The sequence below is a fragment of the Kitasatospora sp. HPM-01-4 genome (assembly GCF_051374625.1).
Taxonomy (GTDB): Bacteria; Actinomycetota; Actinomycetes; order Streptomycetales; family Streptomycetaceae; genus Kitasatospora.
In genome coordinates, this window is the sequence record NZ_JBPQGP010000005.1 from 4660805 (window position 1) to 4676853 (window position 16049).

The following is a 16049-nucleotide window of genomic DNA, read 5'->3' on the forward strand; positions in this document are numbered from 1 at the left end:
AAACCGGCTGATGATCGACTGGGGCCGGGCCCGGCCTGCGGACGGGGGTGCCGCAGGCCGGGCGGTCGGGAGGGCGGGCTCGGTCAGTAGCCGCCCCACTGGGCGAGGAGCTCGAGGTGCTCCTCCGGGGAGAGCAGATCGACCTGGCCGACGGGCAGCTGGGCGTCGTTCACCAGCTGTTCCATCACCCGGACCACCTGCTCCAGGAACCGTCGCGTCTCGGCCTCGGTGTAGACGTCCGGCCGGTAGCCGAGCCGCAGGTCGAGGGTGCTGCTGGAGAGCCCGCCCGCCTGCATGCGCAGCGGGTAGTGGGTGGCGTCCTGGCTGGTCGGCTCGGCCAGCCGGAGCTCGTCCCCGAGCAGGGCGGCCAGCGCCGAGATGTCCAGCGGGGTGTTCATGACGACCGTGGTGGTGTCGAAGAGCGCGCCGGTGCCCGCGAGTTGCTGGATCTCGCTGAGACCGAGGTGGTGGTGGTCGATCAGGCGGGACTGCTCGTCCTGGAGCCGGACGAGCAGCTCGGCCAGCGGCTCGTCCGGGCGGATGCGGACCCGGACCGGGACGGTGTTGATGGTCATGCCGATCATGCGCTCGATGCCGGGGACCTCGGCCGGGCGGCCGGAGACGGTCGAGCCGAAGACCACGTCGTCGCGGCCGGTCATCCGGGCCAGTACCAGGCCCCAGGCGGCCTGGACCACGGTGTTCAGCGTGATGCCGAGCGAGCGGGCCCGCTCGCCGAGCTCCGCCGTCAGCTGCTCCGCCACCTCGGTCCTGACCTGCTCCTGCGGCACCTCCTCGCTGTGGGCGAGTCCCGGCGCCACGATGGTGGGTTCGACCGGTCCTGCGAGGGCCTCGGACCAGGCGCGGGCGGCGCCCTCGCGGTCCTGGGCGGCCAGCCAGGCGAGGTAGCCGCGGGACGGGACGGGGGCGGGCAGCGAGCTGTCGTCGCCGTCGTGGGTGTAGAGGGTGAACAGCTCCTCGACCACGACCGGCAGCGACCAGCCGTCCCACAGGATGTGCGGCGCCGTCAGGATGACGCGGTGGTGACCGGACGCGAGCGCCACGACGTGGAAGCGCAGCAGCGGGGGGCGGTCCAGGTCGAAGGGCCGGCCGCGCTCGGCGTCGGCGATACGGGCCGCCTCGGCGGCGCGGTCGGCCTCGGTGAGGTGGCCGAGGTCGCTCTCCTGCCAGGGCAGTTCGACACTCCTGTGCACCACCTGGAGCGGGTGGTCGAGCCCCTCGTGCCGGAAGGCCACCCGCAGGTTGGACTGCCGGGCGAGCAGCTGCTCAGCCGCCCGCCGCAGCCTGGCCGGGTCCAGACCGCCGAGGAGGTCGAAGCGGATCTGCGTGGTGTAGGCGTCCGTCTCCCCGCCCGAGACCAGGGCGTGGAAGAGGAAGCCCTCCTGCAGCGTGGACAGCGGCAGTACCTCGGCGAGCCCAGGGTCGGCGGCCAGCAGGCGCGCGGTCTCCTCCTCCAGCCCGGGGAACGGACGGCCCTCGAAGTCCTCGGCCGCCTCGGCGGTCTCCTTGAGGCGGTCGGCGAGAGCGGCCGGGGTCCGGTGCTCGAAGATCTCGCGGACCGTGACCGCCAGCTTGCTTCCGCGCATCAGGGAGACGAGTTGGATGGCGGTGATGCTGTCGCCGCCGAGGTCGAAGAAGGAGTCCTCGGGGCCGGCCTGGGGGAGGCCGAGTACCTGGGCGAAGAGGGTGCAGAGGAGTTCCTCGCGCGCGGTGCGCGGGGTACGTCCGGTGGTTTCGGTGGCGAAGTCGGGTGCGGGCAGGGCCTTGCGGTCGATCTTGCCGTTGGGGGTGAGGGGGAAGGCGTCGAGGTGGACGACGGTGGCGGGGACCATGTACTCGGTGAGTGACTGGGCGAGGTGGGCGCGCAGTTCGGTGGAGTCGATGGTGTGGCCGTGGGTGGGGACGGCGTAGGCGACGAGGATCTTCCGGCCAGGCTGGTCCTCGCGGACGATGGCGGTGGCCCGGTCGACGGTGGGGTGGTTGGTGAGGGCTGCCTCGATCTCACCGAGTTCGATGCGGAAGCCGCGGATCTTGACTTGGTGGTCGGTGCGGCCGAGGTATTCCAGGGTGCCGTCGGGGTTGCGTCGGGCGAGGTCGCCGGTGCGGTACATCCGGGAGCCGGCGGGGCCGTAGGGGTTGGCGACGAAGCGTTCGGCGGTGAGCTCGGGGCGCTGGTGGTAGCCGCGGGCCAGGCCGGCGCCGGTGAGGTAGAGCTCTCCGGCGACGCCGGGCGGGGTGGGCTGGAGGTTGGCGTCGAGCAGGTAGACCTTGGTGTTGGGGACGGGTCGGCCCATCGGCGGGACGGTGCGGCCGGAGAGCGGTTCGCTCATGGTCGAGCAGACGGTGGACTCGGTGGGGCCGTAGCCGTTGAGCATCCGCCGGCCGTGGGACCAGCGTTCCACCAGGTCGGGTGCGCAGGCCTCGCCCGCGACCATCAGGGTGACCTGCGGGGGCAGGCCGTGCTCGGTCATCACCGGCAGCGCCGCCGGAGGAAGCGTCGCGTGCGTGATGTCCTGGCGGTGGACCACCTCGGCCAGGTTCGCACCCGGGAGCAGCTCCTCCGCCGAAGCGACCACGGCACAGGCACCGGTCAGCAGCGCCGGGTACAGCTCCCAGACCGCCGCGTCGAAGCTCGGCGAGGCGAACAGCAGGACCCGGCTTCCCGGGCCGAGGCCCATGCCCGCGACCTGCGCCGCGACCATGCTGGAGATGCCGTTGTGGGTGACGACGACGCCCTTGGGGCGGCCGGTGGAGCCCGAGGTGTAGATGACGTAGGCGGGGTTGAGCGCCGAGGCGCCGAGCGGGTGCGCGGTGGGTGCGTCTTCGAGCCGGTCGAGCAGCAGCACCGGGGTGCCGGCTGCGGGGAGCCGGTCGGCCAGCCGGGAGGTGGTGAGCAGCAGCGCGGGTGCGGCGTCGCCGATCATGTATTCCAGGCGGTCGGCCGGGTAGTCCGGGTCGAGCGGCAGGAACGCGGCACCGGACTTCGCGACCGCGAGCTGCGCGACGACCAGGTCGATCGAGCGGTGCAGCGCGATCGCCACGAACCGCTCGGGCGCCGCTCCGTGGGCGGCCAGGACGCGGGCCAACTCCTCGGCACGGCGGTCCAGTTCAGCGTACGAGACCTCCTCGTCCCCGTGGACCAGGGCGGTCGCGGCGGGGGTGCGGGCGGCCTGGGCGGTGAACAGTTCGGCGATCGTCCCCCGGGGCACTTCGGTGTCGGTGTCGTTGCCGTCCTCCAGCAGCCGCTGCCGCTCGGCGGGCGAGAGCACCTCCACCCGGCCCACCGGCACGGCCACATCGGCGACCAGCGTCTCGACCACCCGGACCAGGCGGCCCGCGATGGCCTCGACCTCCTGGCGGGAGAGCAGATCGGGCTGGAAGTCGAGCCGGAACCGCAGGGCGTCACCGGGCAGCGCGGCCAGGCCGAGCGTGTAGTGCACCGCGTCGTAGCCGCGCAGTCCGGTGAGCCGCGGACCGTCCTCGCTCCCGGCGAGGGTGGCCGGGTCGAGCGGGTAGCTCTCGAACACCATGGCGGTGTCGAAGAGTTCGCCGACCCCGGCGAGCCGCTGGATCTCGGCCAGGCCCAGGTGCTGGTGGGCCAGCAGCAGGGACTGCTCCTCCTGGAGCCGGGTGAGCAGCTCGACCAGGGTCTCGCCCGGGTCGAGGCGGAGCCGCAGCGGCAGGGTGTTGATGAACAGACCCACCATGTCCTCCACCCCGCGCAGCTCGGGCGAGCGGCCGGAGACGGTGACACCGAAGGTCACATCGGTGCTGCCGGTGGTCCGGCCCAGCGTGATGGCCCAGGCCGCCTGGAGCACGGTGTTCATGGTGAGCCCGAACGTCCGGGCGCGCTCGGCCAGTTGGGCCGACAGCTGCTCGCAGAGGCCGAACTCGACCCGCTGGGGCACCACCGGGTTACGGCCGGGGCGGACCTGGGCGACCCTGGTCGGGGTCTCCAGACCGTCCAGCGCCTGCCGCCAGGCGGCCCGGGCGGCCGGGCGGTCCAGGGTGGCGAGGTGCTCCAGGTGGTCCCCGAACGGGCGCACCCGGGGCAGCCCGGTGTGGTCGCCGCCGGACGCGTAGAGCGCCAGCAGCTCACGGACCAGGATCGGCATCGACCAGCCGTCCAGCAGCAGGTGGTGGTTGGTCAGCACCAGCCGGTGCCGTCCGGCGGCCAGCCGCAGCAGCGCGCAGCGCAGCAGCGGCGGCCGGGTCAGGTCGAAGCGGCGGGACCGCTCCTCGGCCTTCACCTGCTCCGAGCGCAGCTCGCGCTCGGCCTCGGCCAGGCCGATCACGTCGACGTCGGCCAGGCCGCTGAGGTCGACGCTCCGCCACTCCACCGCGACCCCGTCGAGGACCACCTGCACGGGGTGGCGCAGGCCGTCGTGGTGGAAGCCGGTCCGCAGGATCGGGTGCCGCAGCACCAGCGCGTCCACGGCGGCGCGCAGCCGGCCCGGGTCGAGCTCGCCGTCCAGGTCCAGGGCGACCTGGGCGGTGTAGACGTCGGCGCCCTGCTCGTCGTAGAGGCCGTGGAAGAGCAGGCCCTCCTGCAGCGGGGAGAGCGGCAGGATGTCCTGGAGTCCGGGGTGGGCGGCCTCCAGCAGCTCGACCTCGTCCTGGGTGAGCTCGGCCAGCGGGACGTCCGAGGGCGTACGGCCGCCGGCGCCCGGCCGGCCGGTGTGCTCGACCAGCCGGCGCAGGACGGCGAACCAGGACTCGGCCAGCTCGCGCACGCGCCGCTCGGGGAGCACTCCCTGCGCCCAGGTCCAGGTGGCGACCAGTTCGGGCCCCTGCGGGCCGTCCTCGGTGAGCGCGTTGAGCTCCAGTGCGTGGGCGAGCGGCATCCGCCCGTCCGCGCTCGGCAGGGCCTCGCCGGTCTGCGGCAGCAGCTGCCAGTCGCCGGTGGTGCCGGTGGCGAAGCGGCCCAGGTAGTTGAAGCCGATCTGGGGCTGCGGGTACTCGGCCAGCACGGCGCCGGCGTGGGGGTTGAGGTGGCGCAGCAGGCCGTAGCCGATGCCCTTGTCGGGCACCGAGCGCAGCTGCTCCTTGACCCGCTTGAGGGCCGCGCCGAGGTCGGGCGAGGCGGCGGGGTCCGGCTGGCCGGCGTCCAGGCGCACCGGGTACAGGCTGGTGAACCAGCCGACGGTACGGGACAGGTCGGCTCCGCCGACGGCGTCCTCCTCCCGGCCGTGGCCCTCCAGGTCGATCAGCGTGCCGCCGTCCGCCGGGCCGCGCCACTGGGCGAGCGCCACGGTGAAGGCGGTCAGCAGGACGTCGTTGACCTCGGCGTGGTAGGCGGACGTGGTGGCGGTCAGCAGCGGCTCGGTGAGGTCGGCCGGCAGCCGCAGCGTCAGCCGTCCCGAGGTGGCCGCGGTGTCCAGCCCGGCATCCAGCCCGCGCTCGCCGAGCAGCGGCTCACCGCCGGCCAGCAGGCCGCGCCAGAAGGGGAGTTCGGCCTCCCGCTCGGGGGTCAGGGCGGCCTCGGCCAGGCGCCGGGCCCAGGTGCGGTAGGAGGTGCCCACGGGCTCCGGCGCCGGGGTGCGGCCCGCGGCGACGGCCGCCCAGGCCCGCTCCAGCTCCGGGACCAGGACGCGCCAGGAGACGCCGTCGACCACCAGGTGGTGCAGCATCAGCAGCAGCCGTCCCGGCAGGTCGGGGCCGCGGTCGAACCAGACCGCCCGCACGGTCCGGCCCGTACGCGGGTCGAGCCGGGTCAGCGCGGCCTCGGCCTGCTCGGCCTGCAGGGTGTCCAGGGCGTCCTCGGCCAGGCCGGCGGCCGGGATCCGGTGCACGGCGTCGGCGGCCAAGCCGGTACCGGGGGCGGTGACCTCCAACTGCCAGTCGCCGTCGGTGTCCTGGACGGTGAGGCGCAGGCGCAGCGCGTCGTGGTGGTCGATCACGGCCTGCAGCGCGGCCGTCAGGTCCTCCACCCGGAGGCCGGCGGGGGTCCGCACCACCATGGCCTGGTTGAAGCCGGTGACGGGGCCGCCGCGCTCGGCCAGCCAGCGGACGATCGGAGTGGCGGGCACCGGGCCGATGCCGGCGCCGGGCGCCTCGGCCGTCCCGGTGCGCACCTCGGTCGCCACCTCGGCCAGACCGGCCGGGGTGCGGTGCCGGAAGACGTCGCGGGTGGTGATCGCCAGGCCTGCCCGGCGGGCCCGGGAGACCAGCTGGATGGACATGATGCTGTCGCCGCCGAGGTCGAAGAAGGAGTCCTCGGCCCCGGCCCGGCCGACTCCGAGTACCTCGGTGAAGAGGGAGCAGAGGAGTTCCTCGCGCGGGGTGCGCGGAGCACGTCCGGTGGACTCGGCGCCGAAGTCCGGCGCGGGCAGCGCCTCGCGGTCGAGCTTGCCGTTGACGGTCACCGGGAGGGCGGGCAGTTCGACGAAGGCGGCGGGCACCATGTGCTCGGGCAGCGAGCGGCCGAGGTGGGCGCGGAGTTCGGCCGGGTCGGGAGCCTCCTGGCCGGCGGCCACCAGGTACGCCACCAGGCGCTTGTCGCCGGGGCGGTCCTCGCGGACCACGACCGCGCACTGCGCCACCTCGGGGTGGCGGGCCAGCGCGTCGTCGATCTCACCGAGCTCGATCCGGAAGCCGCGGATCTTGACCTGGTGGTCGGTGCGGCCCAGGTACTCGACGGCACCGTCGGAGCGCCATCTGGCCAGGTCGCCGGTGCGGTACATCCGGGAGCCCGGGGCCCCGAAGGGGTTGGCGACGAAGCGCTCGGCGGTCAGCTCGGGACGGCCCAGGTAGCCGCGGGCCAGGCCGGCTCCGGCGATGTACAGCTCGCCGGGCACGCCGGGGGCCACGGGCTGCAGCGCCGCGTCGAGCACGTACAGGCGGATGTTCCAGATCGGACGGCCGATCGGCACCGGGCCCGGTCCGGCCTGCGGGTCGCAGGGCCAGTACGAGACGTCGACGGCGGCCTCGGTCGGGCCGTACAGGTTGTGCAGGCCGACGTCGAACCGGGCCTGGAACTGGGCCTGGAGCTCCCTGGGCAGCGCCTCACCGCTGCAGATCACCCGGCGCAGCCCGGCGGCGTCCGCCTCGGTGGCCTCCAGCAGGAACGCCTGCAGCATGGACGGCACGAAGTGCACGGTGGTGATCCGCTCGGTGCGGATCAGCTCGGCCAGGTACGCCGGGTCCTTGTGGCCCTCGGGCCTGGCGACCACCAGGGCCGCGCCCTCGATCAGCGGCCAGAAGAACTCCCAGACCGAGACGTCGAAGCCGGACGGCGTCTTCTGCAGCACCCGGTCGTCGGCGCCGAGACCGTACTCGGCCTGCATCCAGCGCAGCCGGTTGACGATCGCGGCGTGGGTGACCACGACGCCCTTGGGGCGGCCGGTGGAACCCGAGGTGTAGATCATGTAGGCGGGGTTGCCGGGGGTGGCGTCGCGTAGAACCCCGGCACCGTCGAGGGCGGCGGCGGTCTCGGGCAGGTCGAGCAGCAGCCGGGGGGTCTCGCTCGCGGGCAGCAGGCGGCTGGTGGCCGCGGTGGTGAGCAGCAGCGCGGGGGCGGAGTCGGCCAGCATGTACTCCAGCCGGTCCGCCGGGTAGCCGGGGTCCATCGGGACGTACGCCGCACCGGCCCGGTGCACGGCCAGCAGGGCGACGACCAGCTCGACGGAGCGCTCCAGGGCGACCGCGACGAACCGCTCGGGACCCGCGCCGTGGGCGGCCAGCAGCCGGGCCAGCCGCTCGACCCGCTCGTCGAGTTCGGCGTACGTCAGCTCGGCGTCCTCGAAGACCAGCGCGGTGGCCTGCGGGGTGCGCGCGGCCTGGGCGGAGAACAGCGAGGGCAGGGTGGCGCCGGCGCCCGCCAGGACGGGGTCGGTGTCGGTGCCGTTCCAGCCCAGCAGCACCTGGTGGCGCTCCTCGGCGGAGAGCAGGTCGACCAGGCCGACGGGCTGCGCCGGGTCGGCCGCGACGGCCGTGAGCAGCAGGCTCAGCCGCTCCAGGATCCGTCCGGCCTCGGCCTCGGTGTAGACGTCGGGCCGGTAGCCGAGCCGCAGGTGCAGGGCCGGGCTGAGCAGCCCGGGGCCGGCCTGGAGGCGCAGCGGGTAGTGGGTGGCGTCGTCGCTCTCCGGAGCGGTCAGCCGGAGCTCGTCCCCGAGCAGCGCCATCAGCGCGGGCAGGTCGAGCGGGAAGTTCTCGTACACCATGGTGGTGTCGAAGAGCGGTCCGGTGCCCGCGAGTTGCTGGATCTCGGCGAGTCCGAGGTGGTGGTGGTCGATCAGGCGGGACTGCTCGTCCTGGAGCCGGGCGAGCAGCTCGGCCAGCGTCTCCTGCGGGCGGATGCGGACCCGGACCGGGACGGTGTTGATGGTCATGCCGATCATGCGCTCGATGCCGGGGAGTTCGGCCTGGCGGCCGGAGACGGTCGAGCCGAAGACCACGTCGTCGCGGCCGGTCATCCGGGCCAGCACCAGGCCCCAGGCGGCCTGGATCACCGTGTTGAGGGTGACGCCGAGCGAGCGGGCCCGCTCGCCGAGCTCCGCCGTCAGCTCCGCCGACAGGTCGAGGTCGAGCTGCAGCTGCGGGCCCGCCTCGCCCTCGCCCAACTGCGGTGCCACGATGGTTGGTTCGGCAGGTCCTTCGAGCGCCTCGGACCAGGCCAGGGCGGCGCCCTCGCGGTCCTGGGCGGCCAGCCAGGCGAGGTAGCCGCGCACCGGGACGGGGGCGGGCAGCGAGCTGTCGTCACCGTCGTGGGTGTAGAGGGTGAACAGCTCCTCCACCAGGACGGGCAGCGACCAGCCGTCCCAGAGGATGTGGTGTGCCGTCAGGATGACGCGGTGGTGACCGGACGCGAGTGCCACGACGTGGAAGCGCAGCAGCGGGGGCCGGTCCAGGTCGAAGGGCCGGCCGCGCTCGGCGTCGGCGATACGGGCCGCCTCGGCGGCGCGGTCGGCCTCGGTGAGGTGGCCGAGGTCGCTCTCCTGCCAGGGCAGTTCGGCGTTCCTGTGGACCAGCTGGAGTGGGTGGTCGAGCCCCTCGTGCCGGAAGGAGGAGCACAGGTGGGGGTGGCGGGTGAGCAGTCGCTCGGCGGCCCGGCGCAGCCTGGCCGCCTCCAGGCCGCCTTCGAGGTCGAAGCGCAGCTGCGTGGTGTAGACGTCGGACTCCGCGCCGGACATCAGGGCGTGGAAGAGGAAGCCCTCCTGCAGCGTGGACAGCGGCAGTACCTCGGTGAGCCCAGGGTCGGCGGCCAGCAGGCGCGCGGTCTCCTCCTCCAGTCCGGGGAACGGACGGCCCTCGAAGTCCTCGGCCGCCTCGGTCGGGGCCGACTCCCGGGCGATCCCCGCCAGGGCGGCCGGAGTCCGGAGGGCGAAGATCTCCCGAACGGCGAGCGTCAGGCCCGACTGCTGGGCCCGGGAGACGAGTTGGATGGCGGTGATGCTGTCGCCGCCGAGGTCGAAGAAGGAGTCCTCGGGGCCGGCCTGGCCGACTCCCAGGACCTGGGTGAAGAGGGTGCAGAGGAGTTCCTCGCGCGGGGTGCGCGGGGTGCGTCCGGTGGTTTCGGTGGTGAAGTCGGGTGCGGGCAGGGCCTTGCGGTCGATCTTGCCGTTGGGGGTGAGGGGGAAGGCGTCGAGGTGGACGATGGTGGCGGGGACCATGTACTCGGTGAGTGACTGGGCGAGGTGGGCGCGCAGTTCGGTGGAGTCGATGGTGTGGTCGTGGGTGGGGACGGCGTAGGCGACGAGGATCTTCCGGCCGGGGGTGTCCTCGCGGACGATGACGGTGGCGCGGTCGACGGTGGGGTGGTTGGTGAGGGCTGCCTCGATCTCGCCGAGTTCGATGCGGAAGCCGCGGATCTTGACTTGGTGGTCGGTGCGGCCGAGGTATTCCAGGGTGCCGTCGGGGTTGCGTCGGGCGAGGTCGCCGGTGCGGTACATCCGGGAGCCGGCGGGGCCGTAGGGGTTGGCGACGAAGCGTTCGGCGGTGAGGTCGGGGCGCTGGTGGTAGCCGCGGGCCAGGCCGGCGCCGGTGAGGTAGAGCTCTCCGGCGATGCCGGGCGGGGTGGGCTGGAGGTTGGCGTCGAGCAGGTAGACCTTGGTGTTGGGGACGGGTCGGCCCATCGGCGGGACGGTGCGGCCGGAGAGCGGTTCGCTCATGGTCGAGCAGACGGTGGACTCGGTGGGGCCGTAGCCGTTGAGCATCCGCCGGCCGTGGGACCAGCGTTCCACCAGGTCGGGTGCGCAGGCCTCGCCCGCGACCATCAGGGTGACCTGCGAGGGCAGGCCGTGCTCGGTCATCACCGGCAGCGCCGCCGGAGGAAGCGTCACCTGGGTCACACGGTGACGGTGGATCACCTGGGCCAGGTTCGCTCCCGGCAGGAGTTCTTCGGCGGAGGCGATGATGACGCAGGCGCCGGTCAGCAGGGCGGCGTAGAGCTCCCAGACCGCGGCGTCGAAGCTCGGCGAGGCGAAGAGCAGGACCCGGCTGTCGGGGGTGAGGCCCGTTCCCATGAGCTGGGCACCGGCGACCATGCTGGAGATGCCGTTGTGGGTGACGACGACGCCCTTGGGGCGGCCGGTGGAGCCCGAGGTGTAGATCACGTAGGCGGGGTTGAGCACCGAAGCGCCGAGCGGGTGCGCGGTGGGTGCGTCCTCGAGCCGGTCGAGCAGCAGCACCGGGGCGCCCGTCGCCGGGAGGCGGTCGGCCAGCCGGGAGGTGGTGAGCAGCAGCGCGGGTGCGGCGTCGCCGATCATGTATTCCAGGCGGTCGGCCGGGTAGTCCGGGTCGAGCGGCAGGAACGCGGCACCGGACTTCGCGACCGCGAGCTGCGCGACGACCAGGTCGATCGAGCGGTGCAGCGCGATCGCCACGAACCGCTCGGGCGCCGCTCCGTGGGCGGCCAGTACGCGGGCCAACTCCTCGGCGCGGCGGTCCAGTTCAGCGTACGAGACCTCCTCGTTCCCGTGGACCAGGGCGGTCGCGGCGGGGGTGCGTGCGGCCTGGGCGGCGAACAGTTCGGCGATCGTCCCCCGGGGCACCTCGGTGTCGGTGTCGTTGCCGTCCTCCAGCAGCCGCTGCCGCTCGGCGGGCGAGAGCACCTCAACCCGCCCCACCGGCACGGCCACATCGGCCAGGACGGCCTCCAGGAAGCGCAGGAAGCGGTCCTGCAGCTCGGTGGCCTGCTCCGGGGTGTAGCCGGCGGGGTCGGTGTCGAAGTCGATCCGCAGCCCCTGCTCGGACGGGGCGTACACCGCGATGGCCAGGTCGTCCACCGGGCCGTTGGAGAGGTTGTGCGCGGTCACGGAGTGGGATCCGAACCGCAGGTCCATGGCGAAGGACATGATGTTGATCGAGGGGCCCACCAGAGCCTCGCCGCTGCCGCCGCCGAGCAGGTCGCGGCAGAGGTCCTCGTACCGCGTCAGCTGGTGCTTGAGCGTCTCGCGGACGGTCGCGGAGACCTGCGGGAGGAGGTCGGCCGGGCTCTGCTCCGGCCGGATGTCCAGGCGCAGCGGCAGCACGTTGGAGCACATGGACGGGGTCCGGCGGGCGAGCGGGGTGGCCCGCCCGGTCACCGGCAGGCCGAGCACCAGGTCGCGCCGGCCGGTCGTCCGGTGCAGGTACGCCGCGGTGATGGCGATCAGCAGGACGTGCCAGCGGGTACGGGACTCCTCGGCCGCGCGCTGCAGCCGCTCGGTGTGCCGCGGTGAGAGGTGGACGGTCCGGCGGGTGAAGGCGGTCGGCCCGGTGTGCACCGCGTCCGTCACCGCCTGCTCGGTCAGCCTCGGCGGCTCGGGGTGGTCGGCGAGCCGCTGCCGCCAGTAGCGGGTGTCCTCGGCCGCCCCCTCGGACGCCCGGTAGGCCGCGTCCTCGGCCAGCAGCTCGGTCAGCGCACCGAACGGGCTCGGGCCCGGTTCCGCTCCGGCGGCCAGCTGCGAGTAGTGCTCGGCGAACCGGTTGAGCAGCAGGTGGGCGCCGTACCCGTCGATCACGATGTGGTGCAGGCGGCGGTAGAACCGGAAGCGGTCCTCGGCCAGCTTGAACAGCGCGTGCCGGAAGAGCGGTCCCGCGGTCAGGTCGACCGGGGTGGCGAGGTCCTCGTGCATCCAGGCCAGGGCGGCGGCGTCCGGGTCGGGCTCGGCGGAGACGTCGACGAAGTCCAGGCCGGAGTCCGGCCCGACCTCGGCGTCGACGAGCTGCCACAGCCCGTCCGCGTCCCGCACCACGGCACGCGTCCGCATCGCCTCGGACTCCTGTCTGACTCTTCGCCAGGCCTCGTCCATCAGCGCCGGGTCGAGGGCACCGTGGATGTCGTGGTAGTCGGCCACGCTGTACTTGCGGCCGCTCGGGTCGAGGTCGTGGGCGAACCAGATGCCGGTCTGCGGAACCGACAACGGCAGGCGCAGGGTGCGTGCCACTTCAGACATTGCTCTCCACCATCAGGTCAGGTCGTGCTGTCGGTTCAGCGGGTCGGGCCGAGCGGAAAAACGGTGCGGGCGGCGGGAGTTACCGGGCGCCGGACATCTCGTCGCGGACGCTGCGCGGACGCAGGTCACTCCAGTGCGTGCGGATGTACTCGGCGCACTGCGCACGCGCGGACCGGTCGAGCGCCACCGTCCAGCCCTGCGGGATCGCCGCGAAGGCCGGCCAGAGGGAGTACTGCTGCTCGTCGTTGATCAGCACCAGGTAGTCGCTGTTCTCGTCGTCGAACGGGCTGGTCGCCATCGGTGTGCTTCCTGTTCGTGGTCGGAGGGGGTCGTGGATCAGGCCGCGCCGAGCCGGTCGACCAGCAGCGCGATGAGCTCCGCCGTCGCCGTCTCGGTGTAGAAGTGGCCGCCGGGCAGCACCTGCACCTCGTGTCCGGCGGTGCTGTAGGCGGCCCAACGCCAGGCGTCGGCCGTGGTGTTGGAGTCGTCCTGGTCGCCGACCAGCGAGGTGATCGGGCACAGCAGCGGCGCCCCGGGCGAGTAGCGGTAGCCACCGGTCAGCGCGAAGTCGCCGCGCAGCGCGGGCAGGGCCAGCTCGCGCAGCTCCTCGTCGTCGAGCATCGCCGCGCCCGCGCCGCCGAGCCGGCGGACGTAGGCCAGCACGCCCTCCTCGCCCTGGAACTCCGGCGGGAGCGGACGGCAGTCGGCGGGCGCCCTGCGGGCCGAGGTGAACAGCCGGACCAGCGCGGGACGCACCGGCGAGGGCAGCCGGCGGGCGGTCTCGAAGGCCACCGTCGCACCCATGCTGTGCCCGAAGAAGGCCGTCGGCCGGTCGAGCAGCGGGATCAGGGCCCGGGAGATCTCCCCCACCATCGTGGCCATGTCGGCGGCCGGCTCCTCGCCGAAGCGGTCCTGGCGGCCGGGGTACTGCACCGCGACCAGTTCGACCGACGGCGGCAGCAGCCCCGTCCAGGACCGGAAGGAGCTGGCCGCGCCGCCGGCGTGCGGGAAGCAGACCAGCCTGATCCGGGCGGCCGGGCGCGGGACGAAGGTACGGAACCACACGCTGGTGGCGGCGGGGGCCGTCGTCACCGCTGTGCGCCGTTCTGCGGCGGCGAGTACGGCTCGGCCATCGCGACGGCGATCTTGCGCGGGCCGGTGAAGGGCTCACGGCCGTGCGCGGCCAGCATGTTCTCGACCACCAGGACGTCGTCCTGCCGGTAGTCGAAGCGGGTGCTCGCGGCCCGGTAGCAGGAGCGCAGGTGGTCCAGGACGTCGTCGGGGATCCGGCCGCCGTCGCCGTAGTAGGTGTTGCTCGGCAGGTCGTCCTCGCCGAACAGCTCCAGCAGGCCGGAACGGACGTCCTCGGCCAGGGTGGTGACGTTGAAGAAGGTGATGTGGTTGAACCACACCTGCGCACCGGTCTCCGGGTGGGTGTGCACCGCCTCGCGGACGGCCCGGGTGCGCAGCCCGCCCTCGCGCCACTCGACGTCGAGCCGGCGGCCGCGGCAGTACTCCTCGACCTGGGCGCGGTCGTCGGTGTTGAAGACGTGCCGCCAGTCGGCCCCGAAGCCCTCGTGGAAGTTGCGCACCACCATCCACTTGCGGCGGGTGAACTCCTCGCGCACGGACGGGTCGATCAGCTGGTAGACCTTGCGGATGTCGGCCAGCGGGGTGGCGCCCAGGGTCAGCGGGGGCTGGACGCAGTGGAAGAACAGCAGGCGCGGCCAGGTGGCCTGGTAGGAGTTCTCGTTGTGGAGGAAGATCTCCTCCTCCGGCGGGTAGTCCGTCGAGGTGTAGACGTTGCCCTTGATGGAGTGGCGGGGCGAGGAACGCTCGGCGTAGGTGAGCGGTTCGCCGGAGAGCGCCCTGACCACCTCGGCGAAGCCGTCCACACCGCCGACCTCGAAGCCCCTGAGCAGCAGCGCACCGTGCCGGATGAGCTGCTCCCGGAGGTACTCACGCTCCTTGCCGATCAGCTCGACGATCCCCGGCCCGTCCTGCTCGCGCTCCAGGACGAACGGCAGTGGCTGCCCCTCGGCATGTGCAACGGTCATCAGCTGCGGTGCCCTTCACTCACGGTGCGGTCCGGCGGTGGACTCCGCCGGTCCGTACCACTCTCGCGAGCGGGCCTATATTTCTTTGATAGCCGGGTATTTAGGCGGCTGCCCGGCCGGATGGACGCCCAAGTCGCGTACGGCGCGGCCCGTCCGACCGCGAACGCGAGCGGCCCCGGCCGCGCGCCTGAAGGAGGCGGGCGGCCGGGGCCGGGGTCACAGCGGTCGTCAGGCGGCCCTGCGGACGGCCGGGGTGGCGATGGCCACGACGGCGAGCGCCGCCATCACGGCGGCCGCGCCCAGGATGGTGCGGGTCGTGCCGAAGTGGGCCAGCAGGAAGCCCGCGCCGAGCACGCCGATCGAGTTGAGTCCCGAGCTGATCAGGGCGAACACACTGGAGACCCGGCCCTGGAGCTCGTCCGGGGTCATCCGGACCTGGTAGACGCCGGCGGCCACGCTGAGCAGCGCCCCGGCGCACGCCGCCGCCGCCGAGAGCCCGGCGAGCACCGGCACCTGCGAGCTGAGCGCCATCGGTACCAGCAGCACCGCCCAGAGCACCAGCGAACCGGTGACGATGCCGGCCACCGACAGCCGGTCCATGAACCAGGAGCCGGCCAGCGCGCCGGCCACCCCGCCCAGGCCCGAGCCGAGACCGATCAGGCCCATCGCCGCCGGGGAGGCACCGTGCCGGGCGACGACCAGGACCAGGCCCAGCGCCACCACCTGGAACGCCATGTTGCTGCCCGCGACCAGCCCGACGGCGGTCCTGATGAAGCGGTTGCGCCAGACCCAGCCGAAGCCCTCGGCCAGTTCGGCGCGGACCGAGCCGGACGGCGTCCTGCGCTCGGTGCTCAGGTCGGTGCGGACCATCAGCAGCGCGCCCAGGGAGAGCAGGTGGGCCAGCGCCGAGACGCCGAACGGCATCCACCGCAGCAGGGCGAACAGGGCGCTGCCGGCCGGCTGGCCGAGCAGACCGGAGGCCTGCCCGCGGGCCTCGTTCTGCGACAGGGCCGCGGGCAGCTGCGCCTCGGGCACCACCTGCCGCACGGCGGCCCGCTCGGCCAGCAGGTAGACGATGCCGGCGGAGCCCTCCAGGAAGGCGGCGGTCGTCAGGTGCCACAGCCAGATGTGTCCGAGGGCGACGGCCACCGCCACGCTGGCCATGGTCAGCAGACCGACCAGATTGCTCAGGACCATCAGCCGGCGGCGGTCCCAGCGGTCCACCATGATGCCCGCGGGCAGCTGGGAGACCAGCCGGGGCAGCATCGCCGCGAAGCCGAGCACCCCGGCGGCGACCGGGGAACCGCCCTGCCAGACCAGCAGCAGCGGGTACGCGGCGGCGGTCGCCCGCATACCGATGGTGGACAGTCCTGCGCCGGTCCACAGCAGCAGGAAGTCCCGGTTCTTGCGGAGCGGTGCCGGGCGGCCGTGGGTCTCGGGCCCGGCCTGGGCCTCAGCGGCCGGGACCTGCTCCTCACCGGACTGGACCTCGGACTCCGCCCCGCCGGTCGCGGCGGGCGCTGCCAACTGGTGCGTGGTCACGTTCTCGACCTCTCGTGAGCATGGCGAGGGGTGCGGCAGGAGGGAAGCCCTCCTG

5 protein-coding genes are annotated in these 16049 nt (G+C 73.4%); all 5 read right to left on the minus strand.

Annotation, left to right across the window (positions count from 1 at the left end; translation table 11 throughout):
- Positions 1–83: 83 nt before the first annotated feature.
- The gene (locus tag ACSMTC_RS20310) at positions 84–12395 is read right to left on the minus strand and encodes an amino acid adenylation domain-containing protein (RefSeq protein WP_436561125.1); all 12312 of its coding nucleotides are present in this window, start codon (positions 12393–12395) and stop codon (positions 84–86) included.
- A 79-nt stretch (positions 12396–12474) separates the two neighbouring features.
- Complete coding sequence (locus ACSMTC_RS20315) at positions 12475–12693, minus strand: MbtH family protein (protein ID WP_436561126.1); 219 nt, start codon at positions 12691–12693, stop codon at positions 12475–12477.
- Positions 12694–12731: 38 nt separating this feature from the next.
- Complete coding sequence (locus tag ACSMTC_RS20320) at positions 12732–13487, minus strand: thioesterase II family protein (protein ID WP_436561127.1); 756 nt, start codon at positions 13485–13487, stop codon at positions 12732–12734.
- A complete protein-coding gene (locus ACSMTC_RS20325; RefSeq protein WP_436561128.1) occupies positions 13484–14452 on the minus strand; it encodes a TauD/TfdA family dioxygenase in 969 nt (322 codons plus the stop codon). Before ACSMTC_RS20325 ends, ACSMTC_RS20320 begins: the two co-directional genes overlap by 4 nt.
- Before the next feature lie 228 nt (positions 14453–14680).
- Positions 14681–15994: an MFS transporter gene (locus ACSMTC_RS20330; RefSeq protein ID WP_436561129.1), complete on the minus strand. Its 1314-nt coding sequence runs from the start codon at positions 15992–15994 to the stop codon at positions 14681–14683.
- Positions 15995–16049: the final 55 nt, after the last annotated feature.

Excerpts from the sequence above, each read along its gene's own strand:
- ACSMTC_RS20310 (WP_436561125.1), bottom strand. The coding sequence starts at position 12,395 with ATGTCTGAAGTGGCACGCACCCTGCGCCTGCCGTTGTCGGTTCCGCAG.
- ACSMTC_RS20315 (WP_436561126.1), bottom strand. The coding sequence starts at position 12,693 with ATGGCGACCAGCCCGTTCGACGACGAGAACAGCGACTACCTGGTGCTG.
- ACSMTC_RS20325 (WP_436561128.1), bottom strand. The coding sequence starts at position 14,452 with ATGACCGTTGCACATGCCGAGGGGCAGCCACTGCCGTTCGTCCTGGAG.